This window comes from Phycicoccus sp. Soil803, assembly GCF_001429685.1.
In the GTDB taxonomy this organism is placed as follows: domain Bacteria; phylum Actinomycetota; class Actinomycetes; order Actinomycetales; family Dermatophilaceae; genus Pedococcus.
Window position 1 is genome coordinate 1,132,253 of sequence record NZ_LMST01000001.1, and the last position, 23,027, is coordinate 1,155,279.

The window sequence follows — 23,027 nt, forward strand, 5'->3', positions numbered from 1 at the left end:
GCGTAGTCCCGACGCTAGCTGTCGTCGTCGCACTTGTTGGCCACGACGAACTGCTGGGTCTTCTCGATGTTGCCCAGGACCAGCTCGTCGGCCATCGCCTGGGAGAACGCTTCGCCGCCGGGCATGAGTTTCTGCGACTGCAGGAGGCCCTTGCCCACCTCGGCCGTGTCCTTCTCGGCCTTGACCGTGTCGATGGCCGTCAGCGCCCAGGCACAGAGGTTGCGGAAGCCCACCTCACCTTGTGCTGCGGTGTCGTCGAGGATGACCTGCCCAGAGTTGTGGGCGATGCCTTTCCACATCTCGTCCGGCGTGACGTCCCGCCCTGGCGGCCAGACCACCTGGTCGTGGTACTTGCGCAGTAACGGAAGAAACTGCTCGCGCTTGTCGGCGGAGGCAGACTGCGGAGCGTTGGCGTCGGCGGTCTGCTTCTGCTCGATCGTCACGGCGGGCTCGTCCGTGCTGCTGCACGCGCCCAGGGAGGCGAGTGCCAAGAGTGCTGTCGCCGCGGCCAGGGCCACGACAGTCCCGCGCCCGAGCCGTCCGTGGTCACGCAAAGTTGTAGTTCCAGTACTGCGTGGACGAGAAGGTCCCGGTGGACGAGTAGCCGCGGTACTGGACGCGCAGGCAGGTGCCCGCCAGGAAGTCGGTGCCCAGAACCCGTCGGCCCTCCGCAACCGTGATGTTGTACTTGGTGGCGCCCGTACCGCCGCTGATGCTGCAGCTGGCCCAGCGCGCGTCGATCGCGATGCCGGAGATGACGTCCAGCCCGAAGTCGTCGTGGTCGTGCTGCTGGTAGTAGTAGGTCCCACCCAGCTTCCACTCGATGATCGACCCGGTCGACGAGGTCGAGGTCTTGGTGTTGGCGCCCGCGCCGACCATGGTCGCGACGGCCAGCGCGATCGACGCCACCGTGGCGATCGCGGCCCTACGAATAGTTGTGTGCACATCTCCCCCTAGGTGTTCATTCCCCATGTCTGTTTCCCCATGTTCATGGGTAGTTCTATAGGGGCGTGAACAGCAAGTCAAGGAAATTGCGCGAGTTTGACGACGGGTGGGTACGCTCGGCCCGGTTTGCCTCCGGACGTCAGTCCTGGCGGGGCAGGGCCGAACCGTGCACGGCGAGGTCCAGCGGTTCCGCGCCGTAGAGCGGCACCTCGCGCCAGCCGAGGTGGACGGTCCCGTCGGTCCGGGTCCGCAGCCGCAGGGTGTGCGGTGTCTCGACGAGGCGCAGGTCCGCGCTGAAGCAGCCCTCCGCGTCCCAGCCGCCCGAGGACATCACCGGCAGCTCGACGCCGCCCACGGCGAAGGTCGAGAACACCCATTCGCCGTCGCCCACGTCCAGGCGGACCTGGGTGTCGTGGCAGTCCAGGACCACCTCGTATGCCGCGCCGCCGGGCGCGAGGCTCATCGCGGCATACGCCTCGGGCAGGGTGCTGTCCTCGGCACGCACCCAGCGCGCGGCCTCTGGTCCGGGGCCGGACGACGACGGGGTCGGCACGGTCAGCATGTCGAGCCGCTCCTCGAGGGCGGCGTCGGCGAGCTCGTCGCCGACCTCGTCCGCCTGGCCGACCGCTGGCAGCAGGTGGTCCCAGACGAGGTCGAGGAGGGCCTGCATGTCGAGGGTCTCACTGGTGATCGCGATGGCCATGTCCTGCTCCGGCAACACGATGGCGTACTGCCCGTAGGCGCCGTCGCCGCGGTAGCCGTGCCGGGCCATCCAGAACGAGCCGCCGTAGCCCTCGCGCCAGTCCGGGTTGGGGTCGGTCTCCCGGTTGGGCAGCCCCGTCGACGTGGTGGCGGTGTCGACCCACTCGGGCGACAGGAGTGGGGACCCGTCCCACTGGCCGTGGTCGAGGTAGAGCTGGGCCAGGCCGAGGATCGCGTCGGTGCCGACGTGGATGCCGGAGAAGCCGAGCTCGCGGCCAGTGGCGGTGCGGTGCCACACCACGTCCGCCCCACCGGAGGGGTCGAGCAGCGGCAGGACCCGCTCGCGCAGGAGGGAGAGCACGGACGAGCCGGTCACCCCGCGGACCGCGCCGGCAGCGAGGTAGGTCGCGACCTGGTTGTAGGCCCACGCGCTGCCGGGCTCGTGCTCCTGCGGTGTGGCCAGGATCGCCGCCAGCACCGGGTCGACGTGGTCGTCGTCGCCGGTGGGCTCGTGGGCCGCGCGGAGGACGTCGGGACCCCAGCCCTCCGCGTCGTGGCCGGTCGCCATCGTCAGGCAGTGGCCGAGGGTGAGCCGGCGGTAGCGGTCCGGGACCTCGACCCCCTCCGCCAGGTCGCCGGGGGGCAGGAGGTCGAGGACGGGCTGGTCGAGGGACAGCCGACCCTCGTCGACGAGCAGCCCGACGGCCGTCGCGGTGAACGACTTGCTCAGCGAGTAGACGAGCTGGACCCGCTCGGGCGCGTAGGGGGCCCACCACCCGCGGGCGATGACGCGGCCGTGCCGGGCGACCAGCAGGCTGTGCGGGTCGTGACCGCCGGACTCGAGGGCGTCGACGAGGGCGAGGATGCCGAGGGCATCGACACCCTGGGCCGAGGGCGTGCTGGACGGGAGCGGCATCGGGCCAGTCTTGTCGGCGGAGCGCATTCGTGCCAGCAGGGCCACGGATGGGCGCCCGGACGGCCGGCGACGTCGATCCGTGACGCGGGCGCCACGGACCGACGCGGTGTCAGTGGGGGAAGGACGTCTCCGCAGGGCGCTCGAGCTCGTCGCGGTGGGCGCGGATCAGGTCGAGGTTGCGGTCGCGGAGGTGGTCGAACCCCTGCCCGATGTTGGAGCCCGGGGTGAGCGACGACAGGGCGGTGGCGGGGTCGAGCACGGCCGAGACCCAGCCCTCGTGCGAGGCCGCCTTGGCCGCGATGTGCGCGGTGGGCGTGACGATGTGGGAGTTGCCGAAGTAGAGCACCCCGGCCGGGTCGATCCCCGTGGCGTTGGCTCCCACGACGAACACGTGGTTGTCGTAGGCCCGCGCCCGCGAGGTCAGCTCCCAGATGTCGGCCGACCGCAGCAGCGCACTCGGGCGGCAGATGACCTCGGCTCCCTGGACCGCCTGGATGCGGGTGAGCTCCGGGTAGTCGCCGTCGAAGCAGATGATCATGCCGATCTTGCCGAGGTCCGTGTCGACCACCGTCACGGTGTTGCCCGGGGTGACCCAGCCGCCGCCGTCGACGTGCTCGGTGCAGAACGGGTGGGTCTTGCGGTAGACGCCGAGCACCTCGCCGTCGCGCCCGACCAGCACCGACGAGTTGTAGATGACGCCCCGCTCGGGGCCCCGCTCATAGGTGCCCAGCACGGCATACACCCCGAGGTCGCGCGCGACCTGCTGCACCGGCTCGGTGACGGGGCCGGGGATCTCGGACACGAGGTCCCACAGCTCCTCGACGGAGCAGTCCGGCGTGAACCCGGTGGTGGCCGACTCGGGCAGCACGACCAGCTCGGCGCCGGTCGCGTCGACGCACCGCCGGGTGAAGTCGACGCACTTGTCGAGGTTCTTGCGCACCGACTCCGGCGACAGGGGTCCCGGCACCGGTGCGAGCTGGATGGCAGCCGCGGTGAATGCGCGCATCATCGTCCTCCGATCAGCCATCCCACGATAACCCCCGCGATCGCGACGGCCCCACCGGTCAGGACGCCCCAGCCGAAGTCGCGCGGTCCGCCTCGACCGGCCGTCGACGTGCCGACCGCCTCGATGGGCCGCGGACCGGAGGGCACCTCGACCGGCTTGGTCTTCTTCTCCTTGCGCACCCCGGCGATGTCGTCGTCGACGGCCTCGAAGAACTGGCCGGCCATCTTCCGCGTCACCCCCGAGAGCATCCGCTGGCCGACGCCGCCGATCATGCCGCCGACCGCCGCGTCGGCGTCGTAGGACAGGTCGGTCCCGCCGGCCGCTGACGGGGCCAGGTGGACGACGACGTCGGCGTCGACGGTGCCGGGTCCGCCGGCTCCCTGCGCCTTCATCGTGAACCGCTCGGGGTGCCGCGGGTCGAGCAGGGCGACCTTGCCGTCGTAGGTGCCCTTGATCGCGGCGACCCCGGCGGTCACCGTCATGGCGTACTCGTCCGGCCCCACCTCGGTGAGCGACTCGCAGCCGGGCAGGCAGCGGGCCAGCACCTCGGGGTCGTGGAAGGCGTCCCACACCTGCTGCGGTGTCGCCTTGAGGGCGGCGGTGCCGGAGATCTTCATGGTGCCTCCCGGGAGGGCGTGGACGGTGCGGACGTGCCATGCGCGGACTGGGCAGGCGTGGACGGGGTATGCCGCGTGCCGCGGAGTGAGGGGATCTCACCGCGGGCGTGCCGCTGGCGCAGCTCCCACAGCTCGACCGGCGAGATCGGCATCGAGGTGATCGCGAAACCCTCGGCGTCGGAGATCGCCGACGCGATGACCGCGGTGACCGGGATGCACCCGGCCTCGCCGGCGCCCTTGATCCCCAACGGGTTCAGTGGCGACGGCGTCTCGAGGTGGTCGGTCTCGATGTGGGGGACCTCCGAGGCGTACGGCATCAGGAAGTCCATGAAGCTGGCGTTGAGCAGCTGGCCGGAGTCGTCGTAGACCATGCGCTCGTAGAGCGCGCCGCCGACGCCCTGGGCCACGCCGCCGTGCACCTGGCCCTCGACGATCATCGGGTTGATCATCGTGCCGCAGTCGTGGATCACGCAGTAGCGCAGGATCTTCACCTCGGCGGTGACCGGGTCGGTCTCGACGATCGCCGCGTGCATGCCGTTGGCGAAGGTCGCCTGGGTGGGGGAGTAGAAGTCCTTGCCCTCCAGCCCGGGCTCGTCGTCGTCGGCGACGGGAGGCTTGGAGTGGTCGGCGGTCCCGGCGAACTGCGTGGCCGCCTTGGCCGCCTCGTCGAACGCGTAGCGCAGCGGGTTGGACATCACCGAGACCGTGCCGAGCGACATGTGGGTCCCAGGGGCGCCCTTCACCCGGATGTCACCGTCGACGATCTCGAGGTCCTCGGCCGACACCTCGAGCGCATCGGCCGCGATCCGCAGCGCCTTGGCCCGCACGTTGCGCGCGGCGAGGGCGATGGCGTTGCCGCTCATGACCGCCGCGCGCGAGGCGAAGGTGCCCACGGCGTACGGCATCCGGCGGGTGTCGCCGGTCGTGACGAAGACGTCCTCGATCGACACCCCGAGCTCCTGCGCCACGATCTGCGCGAACGACGTCTCGTGGCCCTGCCCCTGCGAGGTGAGGCCGGTCGAGACGTTGACCCGGCCGCTGGTCTCGATCTGGATGTGCCCGCCCTCATAGGGCCCGACGCCGGTGCCCTCGACGTAGCAACCGATGCCGAGGCCGACCCTGCGGCCCTCCGCCTCGGCCTGCTCGCGGTAGGCCGCGAAGTCGTCCCAGCCGACCAGGGCCTTGAGCTTGGCCAGGCTGGCCGGGAAGTCGCCCGAGTCGTACTTCAGCGGGCGGCCGTCCTGGAAGAGCAGCCCGTGGTCGTAGGGCATCTCGCTGGGGAGGATGAAGTTGCGGGACCGGACCTCGGCGCGGTCGAGGCCGAGCCGGTCGGCGATGGCGTCCATGGTGCGTTCCATGGCGAAGCAGCCCTGCGGCCGTCCGGCCCCTCGGTACGGCGTCACGAGGACGGTGTTGGTGTAGAGCGACCAGAACTCACACCGGTAGGCGCCGGGCTTGTATGGCCCCAGCAGCTGGGTCGACGTGATGATCGGGACGATGATGCCGTAGGGCGTGTAGGCGCCGTTGTCGTGCCAGAACTTCACGTCCAGGCCGAGCACCCGCCCGTCGTCGTCGAAACCGACCCGGATCTGCTGGAGCTGGCCGCGCTCGTGGGCGCTCGAGATGAAGTGCTCGCGCCGGTCCTCGGTCCACTTCACCTCCTGGTCGAGAAGCCTTGCAGCCCAAGGGATCAGCACCTCCTCCGGCCAGGGGTGGTTGATCTTGACGCCGAAGCCACCACCCACGTCGGGGGCGATGCACTCGACCTTCGCCAGGGGCAGGTCGAGCTTGGCCGCGACGGCCGCGCGCACCCCGGTCGAGGTCTGCGTCGAGGAGAAGATGCGCAGCTCACCCTTGTCGGAGTCCCAGCGGGCCAGCACCCCCTTGCCCTCCATCGGCATGCAGGCACTGCGCTCGATGTCGAGGTCGAGCTCGAGGGTGTGGGGTGCGGCCGCGATCGCGGCGTCCACGTCGCCGACCTCCTGGAGCATCCGGCACGCGACGTTGCCCGGCACGTCGTCGTGGACCAGGGCCGCGCCGTCCCTGGCGTTCGCGATGCCGACGACCGGGGTCAGCAGCTCGTAGTCGACCCTGATCCGCTGGCAGACGTCCTCGGCGACGTAGCGGTCGCGCGCGACGACCATGACGATGGCCTCGCCGACGTAGTTGACCTCGTCGCGGGCGAGCGCGAACTGGGTGCGTCCGTGGGTGAGCGTCGGGTGGGGGATGAGCAGCGGCAGGGGCTCGCCGACGCGACCGGGGAGGTCCTCGTGGGTCCAGATGCCGACCAGGCCGTCGACGTCGAGGGCGTCGGTGACGTCGATGTCGACGATGCGGGCGTGGGCGTGCGGGCTGCGCACGAACGCCGCGGCGAGGGCGCTGTGGCCCAGGTCGTCGAGGTAGCGCCCGCCGCCGGTCACCAGCCGCGGGTCCTCGCGCCGCTTGACCGGGGCGCCGAACATCTGGCTGGTCATGTCGTCGTACCTGCGCGTTCGGCGCGCAGCTCGGCGGCCCGCAGCACCGACTTCACGATGTTCTGGTAGCCGGTGCAGCGGCACAGGTTGCCCGAGATGGCCTCGCGGGCCTCGTCGGCGGTGGGGTGCGGGTGGTCCTCGAGGTAGGCCGTGATCGTGGTGAGGAAGCCGGGCGTGCAGAACCCGCACTGGAGGCCGTGGCACTCGATGAACGCCTGCTGGACCGGACCCATCGAGTCGATCGCCCCGAGGCCCTCGACCGTGGTGACCTCGTGCGCCTGGGCGGTCACGGCGAACATGAGGCACGACCGCATCGGCTGGCCGTCGACGAGCACCGTGCACGCACCGCACACCCCGTGCTCGCAGCCCACGTGGGTGCCGGTCAGTCGCAGGTCGTGGCGCAGGAAGTCGGACAGCAGCCGGCGGGCGGGCGCCTTGGCGTGCCGCGGCACGCCGTTGACCACGACCGTGAGGTCGAGCAGCTCTTCGGTCGCGGAGTCGGCGATGGGCTCGGTCATGCGGCGGGTCCTTCGCTGTCGGACGGATGCTGCTGCAGGGCAACGGATCGCGCAGCGGCAGCGGCCAGGGTGAGCCTCGACAGCTCGGCCGCGAGCATGGCGCGGTAGGCCGCGGTGGCGTGGATGTCGCCGTCGGGCTCGATGGCGCCGGCGACGAGGTCGGCAGCCGCGGACCAGTCGACGGCGTCGTGCTCCTGACCGGCGAAGGCGGAGGTGACGTCGAGGGTGCGCGGCACGTCCGTGACGGACACGAACGAGAGCCGGGCGTCGGCGACGACCCCGTCCTCGACGCGCACGGCCGCCGCGACCCCGGCCAAGGCGTAGTCACCGTGTCGCCGCGCGCGCTCCATGAAGGCCGTGCCCGTGCCCTCCGCGAAGCGACGGAACCGCACACCCACCACCAGCTCGTCGGCGCCGAGGGAGGTCTCGAGGGCGCCCTCGAAGAAGTCGGCGACCGCGATCTCCCGCGTGCCGCCCGCGGACACCGCCTCGACGACGCCTTCGGTCAGGGCCAGCACGGCCGGCATCTCACCAGCGGCGTCGGCGTGCGCGATCGAGCCGACGGTGGTGCCGCGGTTGCGGATGACGGGGTGGGCAACGTTGACGAGCGCCTGGCGCAGCAGCGGCAACGCGGCATACGCCTCGTCGTGGTGCTCGAGCTGCGCGTGGCGGACCAGCGCACCGATGCGCACCTCGGTGCCGGTGACGACCACGTCGGCGAGCCCGGCGACCTGGTTGATGTCGACGAGGTGGGCCGGGGACGCCAGTCGCATGTTGAGGATCGGGATCAGGCTCTGCCCGCCCGCGAGCACCTTGCCCTCGTGGCCGACCTGCGCCAGCACCCCGACCGCCTCGGCGACGGAGCGGGGTGCGTGGTGCACGAAGGGGGCTGGCTTCACGGACTGATCCTGCCGTCTGGAGTCAATGGGGGCTAGGGCCGGGCTGGAACGGGTGTGGGCCCCCGACTCGATCAGGGGCCCACACCGTGGTTCGTCGGGGCTGGGTCAGCGGCGGTCGTCGCCCTGGTAGAGGTCGTCGACCCCGTCGCTGTCGCCGTAGGTGTCCGTGCCACCGACCGTGAGCACCGTCCCGCCGGGTCCGACTGCGGCGGCGCGGTCGCGCAGCTCGCGTGGGGCGAGGGCCTTGGCGAGGTGGTAGCCGCCGACGGCGACGATGGTGCCGAGCGCGATCCCGGTGAGGGAGAAGTTGTCGGTGAACTTCAGCTTCACGTCACCGACGCCCATGATGATCCCGGCCGCGATCGGCACGAGGTTGATCGGGTTGCCGAAGTCGACGCCGTTCTCCTTCCAGATCTTGGCGCCGAGCAGGCCGATCATGCCGTAGAGCACCACGGTGATCCCGCCGAGCACACCACCCGGGACCGAGGCGACGAGCGCCCCGAACTTGGGCGAGAGGCCGAAGATGATCGCCACCACCGCTGCCACGTAGTAGGCGGCGGTCGAGTAGACGCGGGTCGCCGCCATGACACCGATGTTCTCGGCGTACGTGGTGGTGGGGGAGCCGCCGACCGCCGAGGCGAGCACGGTGCCGACACCGTCGGCCGCGATGGCGCGACCCATCACCGGGTCGAGGTCGTGGCCGGTCATCTCGGCCACCGCCTTGACGTGACCGGTGTTCTCCGCGATCAGGGCGATCACGGCGGGCAGGACGAGGAGGATCGCCGCCATCGAGAAGCTCGGCGTGTGCCAGCCCACGACCTCCTTGCCATCGGCGGCGACGGTCGTCTGCGACGGGAAGCCGAAGAGGGCGGCGTCCTTGACGCCGGAGAAGTTCGTGCGGAAGTGGCTGGTCGCCTCGGTGGCGCCACCGAGCACGGAGGTGATCTCACCGACGGTCTTGTCGAGGACCCACGACAGGACCGTGCCGAAGATCAGCGCCAGGAAGATCGCGATGCGCGAGATGAAGCCCCGGAAGGCCACGGCGCAGACGATGGTGAAGACCATCACGAAGAACGCCACCCACTGGTCCTGCGGCCAGTAGATGTTGGCGACGACCGGCGCGAGGTTGAACCCGATGAGCATGACGACGGCGCCCGTGACGACCGGCGGCAGCACCTTGTGCAGGACGCCCGATCCGAGGAAGTGGATCAGCAGGCCGACGAGGGCGAGCACCAGGCCCGCGACGAGGATCGCGCCGGTGACCTCCTTGGAGTCGCCACCCTGCGCGCGGATCGCGGCGACCCCACCGACGAACGAGGCGGAGGTGCCCAGGTAGCTGGGGACCTTCCCCTGCACGATCAGCAGGAACGCGATGGTCGCGACGCCGCTCATCATGATCGCGAGCTGGGGGTTGAGCCCCATGATCAGCGGGAAGACGAAGGTCGCCCCGAACATCGCGACGACGTGCTGCGCGCCCAGCCCGACGGTCTTGCCCCAACCGAGGCGCTCGTCCGGGGCGACGACGTCGTCCGGTCCGGAGAGGTTGCCGTCTCCGTGCAGTTTCCAACCCAGGCCCAGTGACATGCGGACTCCTTCTCCACGGGTGTGGCCACCCAGCCGGCGGCCCACAGTCCCTTCCGGGATAGGCGAAAACTAGCGGCCCCACCGCCCGCTGCATTGGGCAATTGTTGCTATCGACTCCCGCGCGCCTTTCGGCAGAGTATGCGGAGTGGCGCGCTCGCATTCCGCGTCGCGCAGGAGTGCAATGGGCTGTGCCGCGTCCCTCCCGCCAGAGGGCGCGGCACCATCGTTCCCCCGCGGCATACCGATGTGGCTCGGTCAGATGCCACGCATCTGGTGCACCTTGAGCGCGAGGGCGAGCTTGAGCCGCAGCTGCGGGTCGGTCGTGAAGGGGCCGAGCATCTTCTCCAGCTTCACGATGCGGTAGCGCAGCGTGTTGTAGTGGAAGAACAGCTGGCGCGCGGTCTCGGCGACGTTCATGTTGGTGTCGATGAGGATCGACAGGGTCCGGCGCAGGTCGGCGTGCTCGGCGGTGTCGTCGGTGGACAGCGGCCCGAGCGCCTCGTCGACGAACCGGCGCAGGTCGGCGCTGTCCGGGATCAGCGCGAGCAGCCGGAACACCCCGAGGCCGTCGAAGTGCGTGACCGCGGAGTCGCCGTGCAGCTGGCGTCCGACGCTCACCGCCGAGAGGGCCTCCTCATAGGCCTGCGGCAGGTCGGCGACGGACTCGACGGGGCGCGAGACACCGGTCGAGAAGGTCCGCCGGCCGCCGCCGCCGATGCCGCTGATGACCCGCACGATCTCGGTCACGGTGCGCATGATCGACTCCGTGTCGGCCCCTTCGGGGACGCCGCAGAGGGCGACCACCTCCTGGCTGAAGCCCATCACCGGGGCGCGCGGGTCGCGGACCGCCATCGCCTGGTTCCAGGCGCGGGCGAAGCGCTCCTGCAGGACCCCCACCTCCTCGGGCGGGCGGGAGGAGTGCGCGTCGTCCTCGTCGGTCTCGGCCACCACCACCACGAGGCGGCGGTCGATGTCCCACCCGAGCGAGGCCGCGTGCGCCACCGCCTCGGCCGGAGCACCGGCCCGGCCGGCGAGGGCGTCACGCAGGAACTCCGCGCGGTACTTGCTCTCCACCGCCGAGACGGCCTGCTCCTTGGTGATGGCCAGGGCCGCGACGGTGGCGGCGCGCTCGAGCAGGTGGACGTCGTCGGCGGTCAGCGCCCGGTCGCCCACGAACGCCGCCAGCAGGCCGTGGTTGAGGTTGCCGGCCACGATCCGCACCATGGCCCGCCGGGCCTGGGCGCCCTGGCTCGGCCGGATGCCCACCGGCTCGTGCTCGGTGATCAGCCGGCCGGTGCGGTCGAAGCAGTCGAGCGCCAGCGCCGCGCCGAGGTCCGCGTCGCTCCCGGCCTGCGCGATCACTCGTCCGTCGCTGCTGGTCACCATGGCCGCGCCGCCGAGGAAGCCCGCCAAGCGCTGGCACAGGTCCTCGAGGCCGCCGCCGGCGAGCACGACACCGACCAGGATCTGGTGGGCCTCCTCGACGCGCTCGAGGATCCCCGACTGCTGGTCGAGGACCGCTCCGAGCACCTCGGTGACGATGCGTTCGGCGCGGACCGGCTGCGGAGCCAGCACGAGCGGGAGCCCGACCGCGATCGCGCGCTCCCGCCACCGGCGGACCTGCTCCGCGGAGCCGCCTGCGATGGCCAGGGCGGTGGCACCGTCGAGGGCACTCTGGTCGAGGGGGTCCTGGCCGGCTGCCTCCCAGGCCTCTACGGTCTCGGCGTCGGTGCAGACGAGGTGGTGCCGAGGGGTGGGAGTGGCGCCCAGCAGCGAGGCCCGCAGGACGCCGCGGAGCAGCTGGTCGGGCCCGTGGACGAGCTCGGTGCCCGCCAGCGAGGGCAGCGTCAGGAGCCCTTCGAGGCGCACGCCCCCCACGAGGTCGCGACTGGGGGCGGGGGCGCCGACCGATGGCAACTCCGCGTCAACCAGGCCGCCATCCTTGGCAACATTCACCATGAGGTGACTGTAATCGCACTCGATAGCGTCGCTGCGTCAGTCCGGCGAATCACGACGGGACAGCACGCGGGGAGGAGGTCGGCGATGACACCGTCAGCGACGACCTGGCCCGCCGCGGTCTCCGAGCGATCGGCCGAGCTCGTCCACGGAGCACCGCGCCGCGGCACGGTCCTGGCGGCCTTCCCGACCGCCCTCTACCTCCAGGTGGGTGGGCACGCCGACGTCCTGCCCGTCGTGACCCGCGACGGACTGCGGCTCCCCACGGCGCTCGCCGTCGCGACCACCCTCCCGACCGTGGGCTGGGGGGTCCAGCCGGGCGACGAGGTCGTGGTCGGCGGGGGTGTCGTGCGGCTACCCGGCGTCACGGTCCGGGCCGTGCGCACCTGGCGCCCCCACCCGGCCCCCCGCGCGGCCGCGACCACGGTGGGCGGGCACCTCGCGACCCTGCCGCTGCCGTGGCGGGTCCCTGCCCGTGGCGTCGCCGAGCTGCTCCTCAGCGGTGCGCCGGCGCCCTTCGCGCTCGCGGACCGCGTGGGCGCGCTCGTCGGGGCGGGGCCGGGACTCACCCCCAGCGGCGACGACGTGCTGTGCGGCGTGCTGCTCGGGCTCCGTCTGCACCCACGTGGCACCAGTGCGTTCGTCGACGAGCTCTGGCGGGCCGTCCGACCCCGCCTCACCGCGACGACGAGCCTGTCGGCGTCGCTGCTGCGTGAGGCCGCCGACGGGTATGCCGCCGAGCCGGTCACGCGGCTGCTCCACCGCCTCGCGTCGGCCGGCTCCGACAGCTTCTCCGCTGTCGGTGAGGGGGCCACAGTCACCGAGGCGGTCCACGAGGTGCTCGCGATCGGCCACACCTCGGGCGCCGACCTCCTGGGCGGCCTGGCCGGCTGCCTCGATGCGCTGACCGCACAGAGCGGCCAGACCGCACCGTCTGCCTCGACCACGGTGAACCCACCGACCGCGACCTCCCTGTCCGCCACCCCGAGGAGCCTGCCGTGACCGACCACCTCGAGCTGCGCAGCGGCGCCTACCACGACTCGGTGAGCCTCATGCAGGTCTCCCGCCAGGTGGCCGGCGCAAACGGTGTGTCAGCGGCCCAGGTCGCGATGGCCACCGAGCTCAACCTCGAGGTGATCGGCGCCATGGGGTTCACCGTGCCGCAGGGCGTCCAGCCCAACGAGCTCGTGGTCGCCATCCGGGCCGACGACGCCGACGGGGTCGCCGCCGGGCTGGCCGCCCTCGACGCCGCCCTGGCCGGTCTGCGGTCGGCGGGGTCGGGCGCGGGTGGCTTCGGTGCGGCCCCACCACCACGGACCCTCGGCCGAGCGGTCCGTGCCGGCGACGCCACCCTCGCGCTGGTCTCCGTGCCCGGCGAGCACGCCACCGTGGAGGCTTTCGACGCCATCGCCCAAGGGGTCTCGGTGATGGTGTTCTCCGACAACGTCCCCGTCGAGGACGAGGTCCGGCTCAAGGACGCCGCCGCAGCGCAGGACGTCCTCGTGATGGGCCCCGACTGCGGTACGGCCGTGGTGGGCGGCATCGCGCTCGGCTTCGCCAACGTCGTCGAGCGGGGCCCGGTCGGGATCGTCGCGGCCTCCGGCACGGGTGCCCAGCAGGTGATGGCGTTGCTCGACGCCGCAGGGGTGGGGGTCAGCCACTGCCTCGGCGTCGGGGGGCGCGACCTGTCATCAGCCGTCGGCGGACGGTCGACCCGTCAGGCGCTCGCCGCGCTCGCGGCCGACGAGGCGACCGAGTCGATCCTCGTGGTCTCGAAGCCGCCGGCTGCCGAGGTGCTCGCCGACCTGGAGGGGTATGCCGCGGGGCTCGGCAAGCCGGTCCACTGGGCGACGCTCGGGGCTGCGCGGCCCGACCTCACGGCCGCCGTCGAGTCGTTCCTGGGCGCCCTCGGTCGCGAGGTCCCGACGTGGCCACACTGGGACGCACTACCCATCTCCGCGACTCTGAAGGATCCCCCGGACCAGCACCCCCACGATCCTTCAGAGTCGGACGGCCCGCGGCGGGAGCCTCGCTTCCTGCGGGGGCTGTTCTGCGGCGGCACGTTGGCCGACGAGGCGATGCTGGTCGCCGCCCAGGAGCTGGGCGTCGGGATCAGGTCCAACATCCCGCTCTCGCCCGACCTGGCCCTCGACGCCGACCTGCGCGCCCAGGCCCACCTGGTCATCGACTTCGGCGACGACGAGCTGACCCGCGGGCGGGCGCACCCGATGATCGACCCGACCCTGCGGCTGGAGCGGATCGCGGCCGAAGGAGCCGACCCGGGCTGCGGCGTGCTCCTGCTCGACCTGGTCCTCGGCCACGGCGCACACCCCGACCCGGCTCCCGAGCTGGCCGAGGCGATCCGCGGCGCCCGGGCCGTGGCGACCGCCGCCGGACGTGACCTGCCCGTCGTCGTGTCACTCACGGGCACGCGCGGCGACCCCCAGGGACTCGACACGAGCGGCGCCCAGCTGTCCGCAGCCGGTGCAGCCGTGCACCTCTCCAACGCCGAGGCGACGAGGCACGCCCTCGCCCTCCTCGGCGTCGACCGGGACGGAGCGACCCGGTGAGCACCCCCTTGCGCGGGCTCCTGCAGGCCGACCCGGTGGTCGCCACGGCAGGCGCCTCGATGTTCGCCGACGCGCTGCGCGACCAGGCCGTCGAGGTGACCGAGACCGACTGGCAGCCGCCGCTCGACGGCAGTGCGCCCCACCTCGCCCGCGTCGCGGGAGATCCCCGCCGGCACGAGGCGAACGAGCTCGCCTGGCAGCGGATGACGGCTGCCGGCGCGGACTTCGTCGACGTGCGGCCGGCCAGCGAGGCGCTCGGGCTGGAGCGCGGGACGTTCCTGCACGCCGGTCCCCCGATCGAGTGGGAACGCGCCTCGGGTCCGCTGCGGGGAGCCCTCATCGGCGCGATGCTCTTCGAGGGCATGGCCGACACGGCCGAGGCGGCCGAGGCTGCGCTGGCCCGCGGCGACGTCGAGCTCGAGCCCTGTCACCACCGCGACGCAGTCGGCCCGATGGCCGGCGTCGTCTCCCCGTCGATGTGGGTCTACGAGCTCCGCGACGAGGTGCACGACCACACCTCGTGGTGCTCCCTCAACGAAGGGCTCGGCAAGGTGCTGCGCTACGGCGCCTACGGCCCCGAGGTCATCGACCGGCTGCACTGGATGAACTCGGTGCTGGGACCCTTGCTGCAGCAGGCGATTCGCGCGGCGGGCCCGATCGACGTCAAGTCGATCATCAGCCAGATGCTCCAGATGGGCGACGAGGGCCACAACCGCAACCGGGCCGGGTCGCTGATGCTCCTGCGCGAGCTGCTGCCCACCCTCATCACCGCCGACGGGTCGTCGAGCGACATCGCCGAGGCGGTGCGCTTCTCCGGGGCGAACGAGCACTTCTTCCTCAACCTCGGGATGCCGGCCTGCAAGCTCTCGACGCTGGCGGCCGAGGGCATCCCGGGGTCGACGGTGGTGACCACCATGGCCCGCAACGGCACCGACTTCGGCATCCGCACGGCGGGCACCGGTGACCACTGGTTCACCGGACCGGCCAACACCCCCGAAGGGCTGTTCCTCGGCTCGTACGGACCGGACGACGCCAACCCCGACATCGGCGACTCGGCCATCACCGAGACGGCCGGCATCGGTGGCTTCGCCATGGCCGCGGCCCCCGCCATCGTGAAGTTCGTGGGAGGCGACGTGCCGCTCGCGCTCCGGGCCACCCGCACAATGTACGAGATCACGGTCGGTGAGCACACGGCATACCAAGTGCCCATCCTCGAGTTCCGCGGGACACCGACCGGCATCGACGTCTCCGCAGTGGCGCGGACCGGGATCCTGCCGAAGATCAACACCGGCATGGCCGGACGGGTCGCCGGGACCGGTCAGGTCGGCGCCGGGCTCGTCACTCCGCCCGCAACCTGCTTCACCCAGGCGATCGCGGCGCTCGCAGCCGCGGTGCCCGGCGACGGGTGACCGCACGCCGGTGCGGACGGGTCGGCGCGGCGTGGCAGGATGGGCGACCGTGACGGCACGCATCCTCGACGGCAAATCGGTCCTGGCGACCATCAAGGACGAGCTCCGCGGGCGGGTGGACGTGCTGCGCGAGCACGGCGTCGTCCCAGGGCTCGGCACGGTGCTGGTGGGGGAGGACCCCGGAAGCCAGTGGTACGTCAACGCCAAGCACAAGGACTGTGGCGAGATCGGCATCACGAGCATCCGCCGCGACCTCCCGTCGACCGCGACCCAGGCGGAGGTCGAGGCCGTCATCGACGAGCTCAACGCCGACCCCGAGTGCACGGGGTTCCTCGTGCAGCAGCCGACCGGGCTCGACGAGTTCGCGCTGCTCTCGCGGGTCGACCCGACCAAGGACGTCGACGGCCTGCACCCCACGAACCTCGGCTGGCTGGTGCTCGGCAAGGCCGCACCCCTCCCGTGCACGCCGGCCGGGTGCATCGAGCTGCTCCGCCGCTTCGACGTGCCGATCGCCGGTGCCCGCGTGGCGCTGGTGGGTCGCGGCATCACCGTCGGCCGCCCGCTCGGGCTCATGCTCACCCGCCGCAGCGAGAACGCCACGGTGGTGCTCTGCCACACCGGCACCCGCGACCTCGCCGCCGAGGTGCGGCAGGCCGACATCGTCATCGCCGCAGCGGGACAGCCCGGGCTCATCACCGCCGACATGGTCAAGCCCGGTGCGGCCGTGCTCGACGTCGGCGTGAGCCGGATCGTCGCCGAGGACGGCAGGTCCAAGGTGGCCGGTGACGTGGCCGACGACGTCGCCGAGGTGGCCGGCTGGGTCAGCCCGAACCCCGGTGGCGTCGGCCCGATGACCCGCGCGATGCTGCTGTCCAACATCGTGGCGGCCGCCGAGCGCCGGCTCGCCGAGACCTCGGCCTGACCCGGTGACCGCGCCGCGCCTGGGCTGGTGGTGGGTCGCCGCCCCGGTCCTCCTGGCCGGCGTGGTCTTCTTCCTCTTCGACGAGGTGCTGCTCGCGGGCTACACCATCGCAGCCGGCTTGGGGCTGGCCGCGCTGTTGCGCCTGGTCCTGCCGACGGCCCGCAGCGGCGGGCTCGCGGTGCGCTCGCGGGGCGTCGACGTGGCCACCATGGCGATCCTCGGGGTGGCCCTGGCGTTCATCACCTCCGTGCTCGACCTGAGGCCGCGGGGCTGACCCTGCCACCTCGTGCCGGAGGGACACCCGAAAGCGGCCGTCCCCCAGTGGGAGACGGCCGCTTCGAGGTATGCCGTGCGGCTGGGGTCAGCCGAGCAGCCCCAGACCGCGGACCGCGTCGCGCTCCTCCTCGAGCTCCTTGACGGAGGCGTCGATGCGGGCGCGGGAGAAGTCGTTGATCTCCAGGCCCTGGACGATCTGCCAGTCGCCGTTGCTCGTGGTGACGGGGAATGACGAGATGAGGCCCTCGGGCACGCCGTAGGAGCCGTCGGACCGGACCGACATCGAGACCCAGTCGCCCTCGGCTGTGCCGAGCGCCCAGTCGCGGGCGTGGTCGACGGTGGCGGAGGCGGCCGAGGCCGCGGAGGAGGCGCCCCGGGCGTCGATGATCGCCGCACCGCGCTTGGCCACGGTCGGGATGTAGGTGTCGGCCAGCCAGGCCTCGTCGTTGACCAGCTCGGCGGCGTTGCGGCCACCGACCTCGGCGTGGAACAGGTCGGGGTACTGGGTGGCGGAGTGGTTGCCCCAGATGGTCATGTGGGTGATCTCGGTGACCGAGGCGCCGGTCTTGGCCGCGAGCTGGCTGATCGCGCGGTTGTGGTCGAGCCGGGTCAGCGCGGAGAAACGCTCCTGCGGGATGTCGGGGGCGTTGCTCATCGCGATCAGGGCGTTGGTGTTGGCCGGGTTGCCGGTCACCGTCACGCGGATGTCGTCGGCGGCCACGGAGTTCAGGGCCTTGCCCTGGGGGGCGAAGATCCCGCCGTTGGCCTCGAGCAGGTCACCACGCTCCATGCCGGGGCCGCGCGGACGCGCGCCGACGAGGAGGGCGTGGTTGACCCCGTCGAACACCTTCTCGGCGTTGTCGCCGATCTCGACCTTGGCCAGCGTCGGGAACGCGCAGTCGTCGAGCTCCATGACGACACCCTCGAGCGCCTTCAGGGCCGGGGTGATCTCGAGGAGCCGCAGCTCGACGGGGGTGTCCGGGCCGAAGAGCGAACCGCTCGCGATCCGGAAGAGGAGGCTGTAGCCGATCTGGCCGGCGGCGCCGGTGACGGCGACCTTGACGGGGGCAGTGCTCACGGTGGGACCCTTCGCGTTCTGGTGGGGTGTGCCTTGCGTCCGACGCTAGCAGGCGCCACGCAGCACTCGGCCCGGTGGTGGTTAGGGTCGGGGCATGCCGACGCCCGACTTCGTCCTGGCCCTGCGCGAACGGCTGGGACACGACCTGCTGTGGATGGCCGGGGTCACGGCGGTGGTGCGCGACGAGCGCGGTCACGTGCTGCTCGGGCGCCGGGCTGACAACGGTCTGTGGGGCCTGGTCAGCGGCATCCTCGAGCCAGGTGAGCAGCCGGCCGACGGGCTCCTGCGCGAGATCGAGGAGGAGACCGGCGTCGTCGCGCGGATCGGGGCGCTCGCGGGGGTCTGGACGCAGCCCGAGGTGACCTACCCCAACGGCGACCGAGCGCAGTACCTCGACCTCTGCTTCCTCGCCCGGCACGTCTCGGGGGAGGCGCGGGTCAACGACGACGAGTCGACCGAGGTCGGCTGGTTCCCGGTCGACGCCCTGCCCGAGGGGCTGGCCCCGAACTCCCGGCACAAGCTCGCGACCGCCCTCGCCTTCGACGGGAGGACGAGGTTCGAGGGCGATGGCGTCGGAGGCGGGTATGCCGCCGGGCCCGGATCTGCGGCTCGGCCGCCGCTGGCGGTGCTGGATCCGGGAGGCGTGGTGCTCCGGAGGGCCGGCGCGGACGACGTGCGCGCGATCATCGGCCTGATCGCCGACGACCAGCTCGGGGCGACCCGCGAGGACCCCGGTGACCTCACGGCATACCTGCGGGCCTTTGCGGCGATCGACGCGGACCCGGCGCAGCTCCTCGTCGTCCTCGACGACGGCGGCACGGTCGTGGGCACGCTGCAGCTGAGCTTCCTCCCCGGGCTGTCGCGCAGGGGCGCCATGCGTGGGCAGGTGGAGGCGGTGCGGGTCGCGGCGACCCACCGCGGCCGGCGCCTCGGTGAGCAGCTGGTCCGCTGGGCCGTGGACGAGTCGGAGCGCAGGGGCTGCGGGCTCGTCCAGCTCACCACCGACAAGGGCCGGGTCGACGCCCACCGGTTCTACGAACGGCTGGGGTTCACGGCCTCGCACGAGGGGTTCAAGATGTCCTTGGACGTGGGGACCGGCCGACGAGGCGAGGAGCACCGATGAGTGGCAGCGGCACGAAGGACGACCCCTGGGCCCTGAAGACCCCGCCGGGCAGTGCTGACTGCACGATGTGGCGCGACGACACCGCGGACCCGCCGCAGATCGTCTGCCAGGTCGGCTCGACCAAGCTCCTCTATGACGCCCGTGTCATCGGACGACGGCGACCGTCACGCGACGGTCAGGCGACCTCGCGCAGGCGCAGGACGGGGATGGTCCGGCTGGTCCTCGTCTCGTAGTCGCCGAAACCCGGTCGGGCCGCGACGATCTCGGGCCACTTCGCGGCGCGCTCGGGGCCGTCCAGCTCGCTGGCCTCGACGGTGAACGTGCGGGTGCCGACCTCGACCTCGAACCTCAGGTTGGCCAGCACGTTGTGGTACCAGTCCGGGTTGGTCGGCGCGCCGCCCTTGGACGCCACCACGAGCATCGAGCCGTCGTCCTGGGGGAAGTAGACCAGCGGGTTCACCCGGACCGTCCCGGTCCTGGCGCCGATGTGGTGCAGCAGGATCATGGGCGCGCCCTCGAAGTAGCCGCCGACGCGACCCTCGTTGGCGCGGAACTCCGCAATGACCGATTCGTTCCAGTCGCTCATGCATGAGCCAACCCCGCCGGCGCGCGGGTCATTCCGGGCGTCGGCGGGGCTGGGTCAGGGCAGGAGTCGCCGGGTCAGCGCAGCGCGGCCAGGGCCGCGTTGAAGGTCGCGGACGGGCGCATCACGGCAGCCGTCTTGTCCTCGTCGGGGCGGTAGTAGCCCCCGATGTCGGCGGGGTGTCCCTGCACGGCCAGCAGCTCGTCCGTGATCGTCGACTCCTGCGCGGCGAGGGTCTCGGCCACCGTGGCGAACGACGCGGCGAGCTCCGCGTCCTCGGTCTGGGTCGCGAGCTCGTGGGCCCAGAACAGCGCGAGGTAGAAGTGGCTGCCGCGGTTGTCGATCTGGCCGACCTTGCGGGCCGGGCCCTTGTTCTCGTTGAGCAGCCGCTCGGTGGCGCGGTCGAGGGTGTCGGCCAGCACCTCCGCCCGGGCATTGTCAGTGGTGGTGGCCATGTGGCGCAGGCTCTCTGCCAGCGCGAGGAACTCACCGAGGCTGTCCCAGCGCAGGTAGTTCTCCTGCACCAGCTGCTGGACGTGCTTGGGCGCCGAGCCGCCGGCACCGGTCTCGAACAGCCCGCCGCCGTTCATCAGCGGGACGACGGACAGCATCTTGGCGCTGGTGCCGAGCTCGAGGATCGGGAAGAGGTCGGTGTTGTAGTCGCGCAGCACGTTGCCGGTGACCGAGATGGTGTCCTCGCCCTTGCGGATCCGCTCGACCGAGAAGGTCGCCGCGTCGACCGGGGCCATGACCTGGAGGTCGAGACCTTCCGTGTCGTGCTCCGGGAGGTAGGCGTTGACCTTCTCGATCAGGTTGCGGTCGTGGGCGCGCGACTCGTCGAGCCAGAAGACTGCGGGGGTCTTCGAGGCCCGGGCGCGGGTCACGGCCAGCTTGACCCAGTCGCGGATCGGGGCGTCCTTGGTCTGGCAGGCGCGCCAGATGTCGCCGGGCTGGACGTCGTGGGACATCAGCACGTCGCCGGCCGCGTTGACCACCTGGACGGTGCCCGCCTCGGCGATCTCGAAGGTCTTGTCGTGGCTGCCGTACTCCTCGGCCTTCTGGGCCATCAGGCCGACGTTCGGGACCGAGCCCATGGTGGTCGGGTCGTAGGCGCCGTGGGCGCGGCAGTCGTCGATGACGGCCTGGTAGATGCCGGCGTAGGAGCTGTCGGGGATGACCGCCAGGGTGTCGGCCTCGGCGCCGTCCGGGCCCCACATGTGGCCGGACGTGCGGATCATGGCCGGCATCGACGCATCGACGATGACGTCGCTCGGGACGTGCAGGTTGGTGATCCCCTTGTCGGAGTTCACCATCGCGAGCCGCGGTCCGTCGGCGAGGCCCTGGTCGATGGCGGCCTTGATCTCCGCGCCCTGGTCGCCGAGGGCCGCCAGGCCGTCGATGATCGAGCCGAGGCCGTTGTTGGGGGAGAGGCCCGCCGCAGCGAGGTCGGCGCCGTACCGGGCGAACACCTCGGGGAGGAAGGCCCGCACCACGTGGCCGAAGATGATCGGGTCGGACACCTTCATCATGGTGGCCTTGAGGTGCACCGAGAAGAGCACGTCCTCGCGCTTGGCGCGGGCGATCTGCTCGGCCAGGAACGTGTCGAGGGCGGCCGCCCGCAGGACGGTCGAGTCGACGACCTCGCCGTCGAGGACCTTGAGGCCGTCCTTGAGGACGGTCGTGCCGGCGTCGGTCACGAGCTGGATGGTCAGGGTGTCGGCGGTGGGGATCACCACGGACTGCTCGTTGGACCGGAAGTCGTCCTCCCCCATGGTCGCCACGTTGGTCTTCGAGTCGGTGCTCCACGCGCCCATCGAGTGGGGGTGCTTGCGTGCGTAGTTCTTGACGGCGGCGGGGGCGCGGCGGTCGGAGTTTCCTTCGCGCAGCACGGGGTTCACGGCGCTGCCCTTGACGCTGTCGTAGCGGGCCCGCGCGTCGCGCTGCTCGTCGGTGGTCGCCTCGTCCGGGTAGTCGGGCAGGGCGTAGCCCTTGGCCTGCAGCTCGGCGATGGCGGCCTTGAGCTGGGGGACGGAGGCCGAGACGTTGGGCAGCTTGATGATGTTGGCCTCGGGCGTGGTGGCCAGCTCCCCGAGCTCGGCGAGGGCGTCACCGATCCTCTGGTCCTCGGGCAGCACGTCGTCGAAGGCGGCGATGATCCGGCCCGACAGGGAGATGTCGCGGGTCTCGACGGCGACCCCCGCGGTGCCGGCGAAGGCCTCGATCACCGGGAGGAAGGAGTAGGTCGCCAGCATGGGCGCCTCGTCGGTCAGCGTGTAGATGATCTTGGCCATGGAGGCGACTCTCTCCTGAGGTGGGGTCCGGGTGTCGGGCTGCGAGGACGGTGTTCAGGCTATCGGCCCGCGGTGCTGCCGTCCCTGCGCTGTCACCACAGTATCTTGATATCAAGATACCTGTCCAAGCCAGCCACCGGCGAGGCCGCCCGCCGACGGGCCACCCGACGGAGCGGCCCCCAGCACCGGTGTGCGGTGTGGGGGCCGGTCGTCCGTGGCGGGCTCCGCCAGGTGGTGGGCTCAGGTGGTGGGCTTGAGGTCTTCAGGGTCGACCACGCCGGTGATGTCCTCGTCGCGACGGTCGACGCCGGTCACCAGGTGGTAGGTCGCCCCTGCGATCGCCGCACCGATGATCGGGGCGACCCAGAAGGCCCACAGCTGGGCCGGTGCGCCGTTGCCGTTGAAGAACGCGACCGCCGTCGAGCGGGCCGGGTTCACCGACGTGTTGCTGATCGGGATCGAGATCAGGTGGATGAGGGTCAGCGCGAGGCCGATCGCGATCGGGGCGAACCCGGTCGGGGCCCGGTCGTCGGTCGCGCCGAGGATGACGTAGAGGAAGAACGCGGTGAGGATCGCCTCGGCGCACAGCACCGCGACGAGCGTGTAGCCGCCGGGGGAGTGGTCGCCGTAGCCGTTGGCGGCGAGGTTCCCGGTGGCGTCGAAGCCCGAGACGCCGCGGGCGATGCCCCACAGCGCGAGCCCGGCCACCAGGCCACCCACGACCTGGGCGACCAGGTAGGCGGGCACGTCCCTCCACGGGAAGCGCTTGGCCACGGCGACGCCGATGGTGACCGCGGGGTTGAAGTGCGCCCCGGAGACGTGCCCCACGGCATACGCCATCGTCAACACGGTGAGGCCGAAGGCGAGGGCGACTCCGAGGAAGCCGATGCCGAGCTGGACCGCTTGTCCGGTCACGACGTTGGGGGCCAGGTACTTCGCCGAGAAGATGGCGCTCCCGCACCCCCCGAAGACGAGCCAGAAGGTGCCGAGCGCCTCGGCGCCCAGGCGTGAGGTCAGTGCAGGTGTGCGCATGCGCAGCTCTCCTTGTGCAGAAAGGGGCCCACCCGGCCCATGCCGTGCCCACTCTCCCGCACTCTCGGGGTTTGCACACGTGCGACACCCGGATCGTCCCGCCGCGCCGTCCCTCCGCCGAAGGGA

General features: G+C 71.8%; 21 protein-coding genes. 7 read left to right on the forward strand and 14 right to left on the reverse strand.

Annotation, left to right across the window (positions count from 1 at the left end):
- Nucleotides 1-14: 14 nt before the first annotated feature.
- The 10 genes from ASG95_RS05285 to ASG95_RS05330 form a co-directional block, all read right to left on the reverse strand.
- The gene (locus ASG95_RS05285) at nt 15-443 is read right to left on the reverse strand and encodes a hypothetical protein (RefSeq protein ID WP_157581744.1); all 429 of its coding nucleotides are present in this window, start codon (nt 441-443) and stop codon (nt 15-17) included.
- Between the two features lie 103 nt (nt 444-546).
- The gene (locus tag ASG95_RS05290) at nt 547-945 is read right to left on the reverse strand and encodes a hypothetical protein (RefSeq protein WP_157581745.1); all 399 of its coding nucleotides are present in this window, start codon (nt 943-945) and stop codon (nt 547-549) included.
- A gap of 139 nt (nt 946-1,084) precedes the next feature.
- Nucleotides 1,085-2,563: a serine hydrolase gene (locus ASG95_RS05295; protein WP_162259369.1), complete on the reverse strand. Its 1,479-nt coding sequence runs from the start codon at nt 2,561-2,563 to the stop codon at nt 1,085-1,087.
- A gap of 109 nt (nt 2,564-2,672) precedes the next feature.
- On the reverse strand, nt 2,673-3,569 hold the full coding sequence (locus tag ASG95_RS05300; RefSeq protein ID WP_057376803.1) for a carbon-nitrogen hydrolase family protein: 897 nt from the start codon (nt 3,567-3,569) through the stop codon (nt 2,673-2,675).
- Complete coding sequence (locus tag ASG95_RS05305; RefSeq protein WP_056922972.1) at nt 3,569-4,186, reverse strand: carbon monoxide dehydrogenase subunit G; 618 nt, start codon at nt 4,184-4,186, stop codon at nt 3,569-3,571. Before ASG95_RS05305 ends, ASG95_RS05300 begins: the two co-directional genes overlap by 1 nt.
- Nucleotides 4,183-6,660, reverse strand: coding sequence for an aerobic carbon-monoxide dehydrogenase large subunit (gene cutA, locus ASG95_RS05310; protein ID WP_057376804.1), 2,478 nt, complete (start codon nt 6,658-6,660; stop codon nt 4,183-4,185). The genes ASG95_RS05305 and cutA overlap by 4 nt, the downstream gene beginning before the upstream one ends.
- Nucleotides 6,657-7,178 (reverse strand): (2Fe-2S)-binding protein, encoded by a 522-nt coding sequence (locus tag ASG95_RS05315; protein WP_056922970.1) that lies wholly within the window; start codon nt 7,176-7,178, stop codon nt 6,657-6,659. Before ASG95_RS05315 ends, cutA begins: the two co-directional genes overlap by 4 nt.
- Nucleotides 7,175-8,077 carry a xanthine dehydrogenase family protein subunit M gene (locus ASG95_RS05320; RefSeq protein WP_057376805.1) on the reverse strand — a complete coding sequence of 301 codons (903 nt, stop codon included), beginning with the start codon at nt 8,075-8,077 and terminating at the stop codon, nt 7,175-7,177. Before ASG95_RS05320 ends, ASG95_RS05315 begins: the two co-directional genes overlap by 4 nt.
- 105 nt (nt 8,078-8,182) lie before the next feature.
- Nucleotides 8,183-9,661, reverse strand: coding sequence for a uracil-xanthine permease family protein (locus tag ASG95_RS05325; protein WP_057376806.1), 1,479 nt, complete (start codon nt 9,659-9,661; stop codon nt 8,183-8,185).
- Between the two features lie 255 nt (nt 9,662-9,916).
- On the reverse strand, nt 9,917-11,620 hold the full coding sequence (locus ASG95_RS05330; protein ID WP_082592348.1) for a CdaR family transcriptional regulator: 1,704 nt from the start codon (nt 11,618-11,620) through the stop codon (nt 9,917-9,919).
- Nucleotides 11,621-11,704: 84 nt separating this feature from the next.
- On the opposite strand from ASG95_RS05330, the gene ASG95_RS05335 reads away from it, so the two are divergent.
- The 5 genes from ASG95_RS05335 to ASG95_RS05355 are packed head-to-tail and all read left to right on the forward strand — an operon-like array spanning nt 11,705 to nt 16,792.
- Complete coding sequence (locus ASG95_RS05335; protein WP_057376807.1) at nt 11,705-12,619, forward strand: DUF2877 domain-containing protein; 915 nt, start codon at nt 11,705-11,707, stop codon at nt 12,617-12,619.
- Nucleotides 12,616-14,187: an FdrA family protein gene (locus tag ASG95_RS05340; protein ID WP_057376808.1), complete on the forward strand. Its 1,572-nt coding sequence runs from the start codon at nt 12,616-12,618 to the stop codon at nt 14,185-14,187. The genes ASG95_RS05335 and ASG95_RS05340 overlap by 4 nt, the downstream gene beginning before the upstream one ends.
- Nucleotides 14,184-15,596, forward strand: coding sequence for a DUF1116 domain-containing protein (locus ASG95_RS05345; RefSeq protein ID WP_057376809.1), 1,413 nt, complete (start codon nt 14,184-14,186; stop codon nt 15,594-15,596). The genes ASG95_RS05340 and ASG95_RS05345 overlap by 4 nt, the downstream gene beginning before the upstream one ends.
- 49 nt (nt 15,597-15,645) lie before the next feature.
- Nucleotides 15,646-16,518: a bifunctional methylenetetrahydrofolate dehydrogenase/methenyltetrahydrofolate cyclohydrolase gene (locus tag ASG95_RS05350; protein WP_057376810.1), complete on the forward strand. Its 873-nt coding sequence runs from the start codon at nt 15,646-15,648 to the stop codon at nt 16,516-16,518.
- Between the two features lie 4 nt (nt 16,519-16,522).
- A complete protein-coding gene (locus ASG95_RS05355) occupies nt 16,523-16,792 on the forward strand; it encodes a DUF3017 domain-containing protein (RefSeq protein WP_056922963.1) in 270 nt (89 codons plus the stop codon).
- 87 nt (nt 16,793-16,879) lie between these two features.
- Here ASG95_RS05355 and ASG95_RS05360 read toward each other — a convergent pair whose 3' ends face one another.
- Nucleotides 16,880-17,872, reverse strand: a complete 993-nt coding sequence (locus tag ASG95_RS05360) for a malate dehydrogenase (RefSeq protein WP_056922962.1) — start codon at nt 17,870-17,872, stop codon at nt 16,880-16,882.
- A gap of 94 nt (nt 17,873-17,966) precedes the next feature.
- Here ASG95_RS05360 and ASG95_RS22315 point away from each other — a divergent pair, with 94 nt between their 5' ends.
- Together ASG95_RS22315 and ASG95_RS22320 are read left to right on the forward strand one after the other, a co-directional pair.
- Nucleotides 17,967-18,995 (forward strand): GNAT family N-acetyltransferase, encoded by a 1,029-nt coding sequence (locus ASG95_RS22315; protein WP_369820357.1) that lies wholly within the window; start codon nt 17,967-17,969, stop codon nt 18,993-18,995.
- Nucleotides 18,992-19,228 (forward strand): DUF6855 family protein, encoded by a 237-nt coding sequence (locus tag ASG95_RS22320; RefSeq protein ID WP_057376811.1) that lies wholly within the window; start codon nt 18,992-18,994, stop codon nt 19,226-19,228. Before ASG95_RS22315 ends, ASG95_RS22320 begins: the two co-directional genes overlap by 4 nt.
- Here ASG95_RS22320 and ASG95_RS05380 read toward each other — a convergent pair.
- The 3 genes from ASG95_RS05380 to aqpZ all read right to left on the reverse strand — a co-directional run bounded on the left by ASG95_RS05380 (nt 19,171) and on the right by aqpZ (nt 22,901).
- A complete protein-coding gene (locus tag ASG95_RS05380; RefSeq protein WP_057376812.1) occupies nt 19,171-19,581 on the reverse strand; it encodes a nitroreductase family deazaflavin-dependent oxidoreductase in 411 nt (136 codons plus the stop codon). The two genes, ASG95_RS22320 and ASG95_RS05380, sit on opposite strands and share 58 nt — an antisense overlap.
- Nucleotides 19,582-19,655: 74 nt before the next feature.
- Nucleotides 19,656-21,869, reverse strand: coding sequence for an NADP-dependent isocitrate dehydrogenase (locus ASG95_RS05385; RefSeq protein ID WP_057376813.1), 2,214 nt, complete (start codon nt 21,867-21,869; stop codon nt 19,656-19,658).
- 240 nt (nt 21,870-22,109) lie between these two features.
- Nucleotides 22,110-22,901, reverse strand: coding sequence for an aquaporin Z (gene aqpZ, locus ASG95_RS05390; protein WP_057376814.1), 792 nt, complete (start codon nt 22,899-22,901; stop codon nt 22,110-22,112).
- Between the last annotated feature and the right edge of the window lie 126 nt (nt 22,902-23,027).

Coding starts and splice junctions, on each gene's coding strand:
- cutA (WP_057376804.1), bottom strand. CDS start 6,660: ATGACCAGCCAGATGTTCGGCGCCCCGGTCAAGCGGCGCGAGGACCCG.
- ASG95_RS05325 (WP_057376806.1), bottom strand. CDS start 9,661: ATGTCACTGGGCCTGGGTTGGAAACTGCACGGAGACGGCAACCTCTCC.
- ASG95_RS22315 (WP_369820357.1), top strand. CDS start 17,967: ATGCCGACGCCCGACTTCGTCCTGGCCCTGCGCGAACGGCTGGGACAC.
- ASG95_RS05385 (WP_057376813.1), bottom strand. CDS start 21,869: ATGGCCAAGATCATCTACACGCTGACCGACGAGGCGCCCATGCTGGCG.
- aqpZ (WP_057376814.1), bottom strand. CDS start 22,901: ATGCGCACACCTGCACTGACCTCACGCCTGGGCGCCGAGGCGCTCGGC.
- ASG95_RS05300 (WP_057376803.1), bottom strand. CDS start 3,569: ATGCGCGCATTCACCGCGGCTGCCATCCAGCTCGCACCGGTGCCGGGA.
- ASG95_RS22320 (WP_057376811.1), top strand. CDS start 18,992: ATGAGTGGCAGCGGCACGAAGGACGACCCCTGGGCCCTGAAGACCCCG.
- ASG95_RS05295 (WP_162259369.1), bottom strand. CDS start 2,563: ATGCCGCTCCCGTCCAGCACGCCCTCGGCCCAGGGTGTCGATGCCCTC.
- ASG95_RS05330 (WP_082592348.1), bottom strand. CDS start 11,620: ATGGTGAATGTTGCCAAGGATGGCGGCCTGGTTGACGCGGAGTTGCCA.
- ASG95_RS05315 (WP_056922970.1), bottom strand. CDS start 7,178: ATGACCGAGCCCATCGCCGACTCCGCGACCGAAGAGCTGCTCGACCTC.
- ASG95_RS05380 (WP_057376812.1), bottom strand. CDS start 19,581: ATGAGCGACTGGAACGAATCGGTCATTGCGGAGTTCCGCGCCAACGAG.
- ASG95_RS05305 (WP_056922972.1), bottom strand. CDS start 4,186: ATGAAGATCTCCGGCACCGCCGCCCTCAAGGCGACACCGCAGCAGGTG.
- ASG95_RS05335 (WP_057376807.1), top strand. CDS start 11,705: ATGACACCGTCAGCGACGACCTGGCCCGCCGCGGTCTCCGAGCGATCG.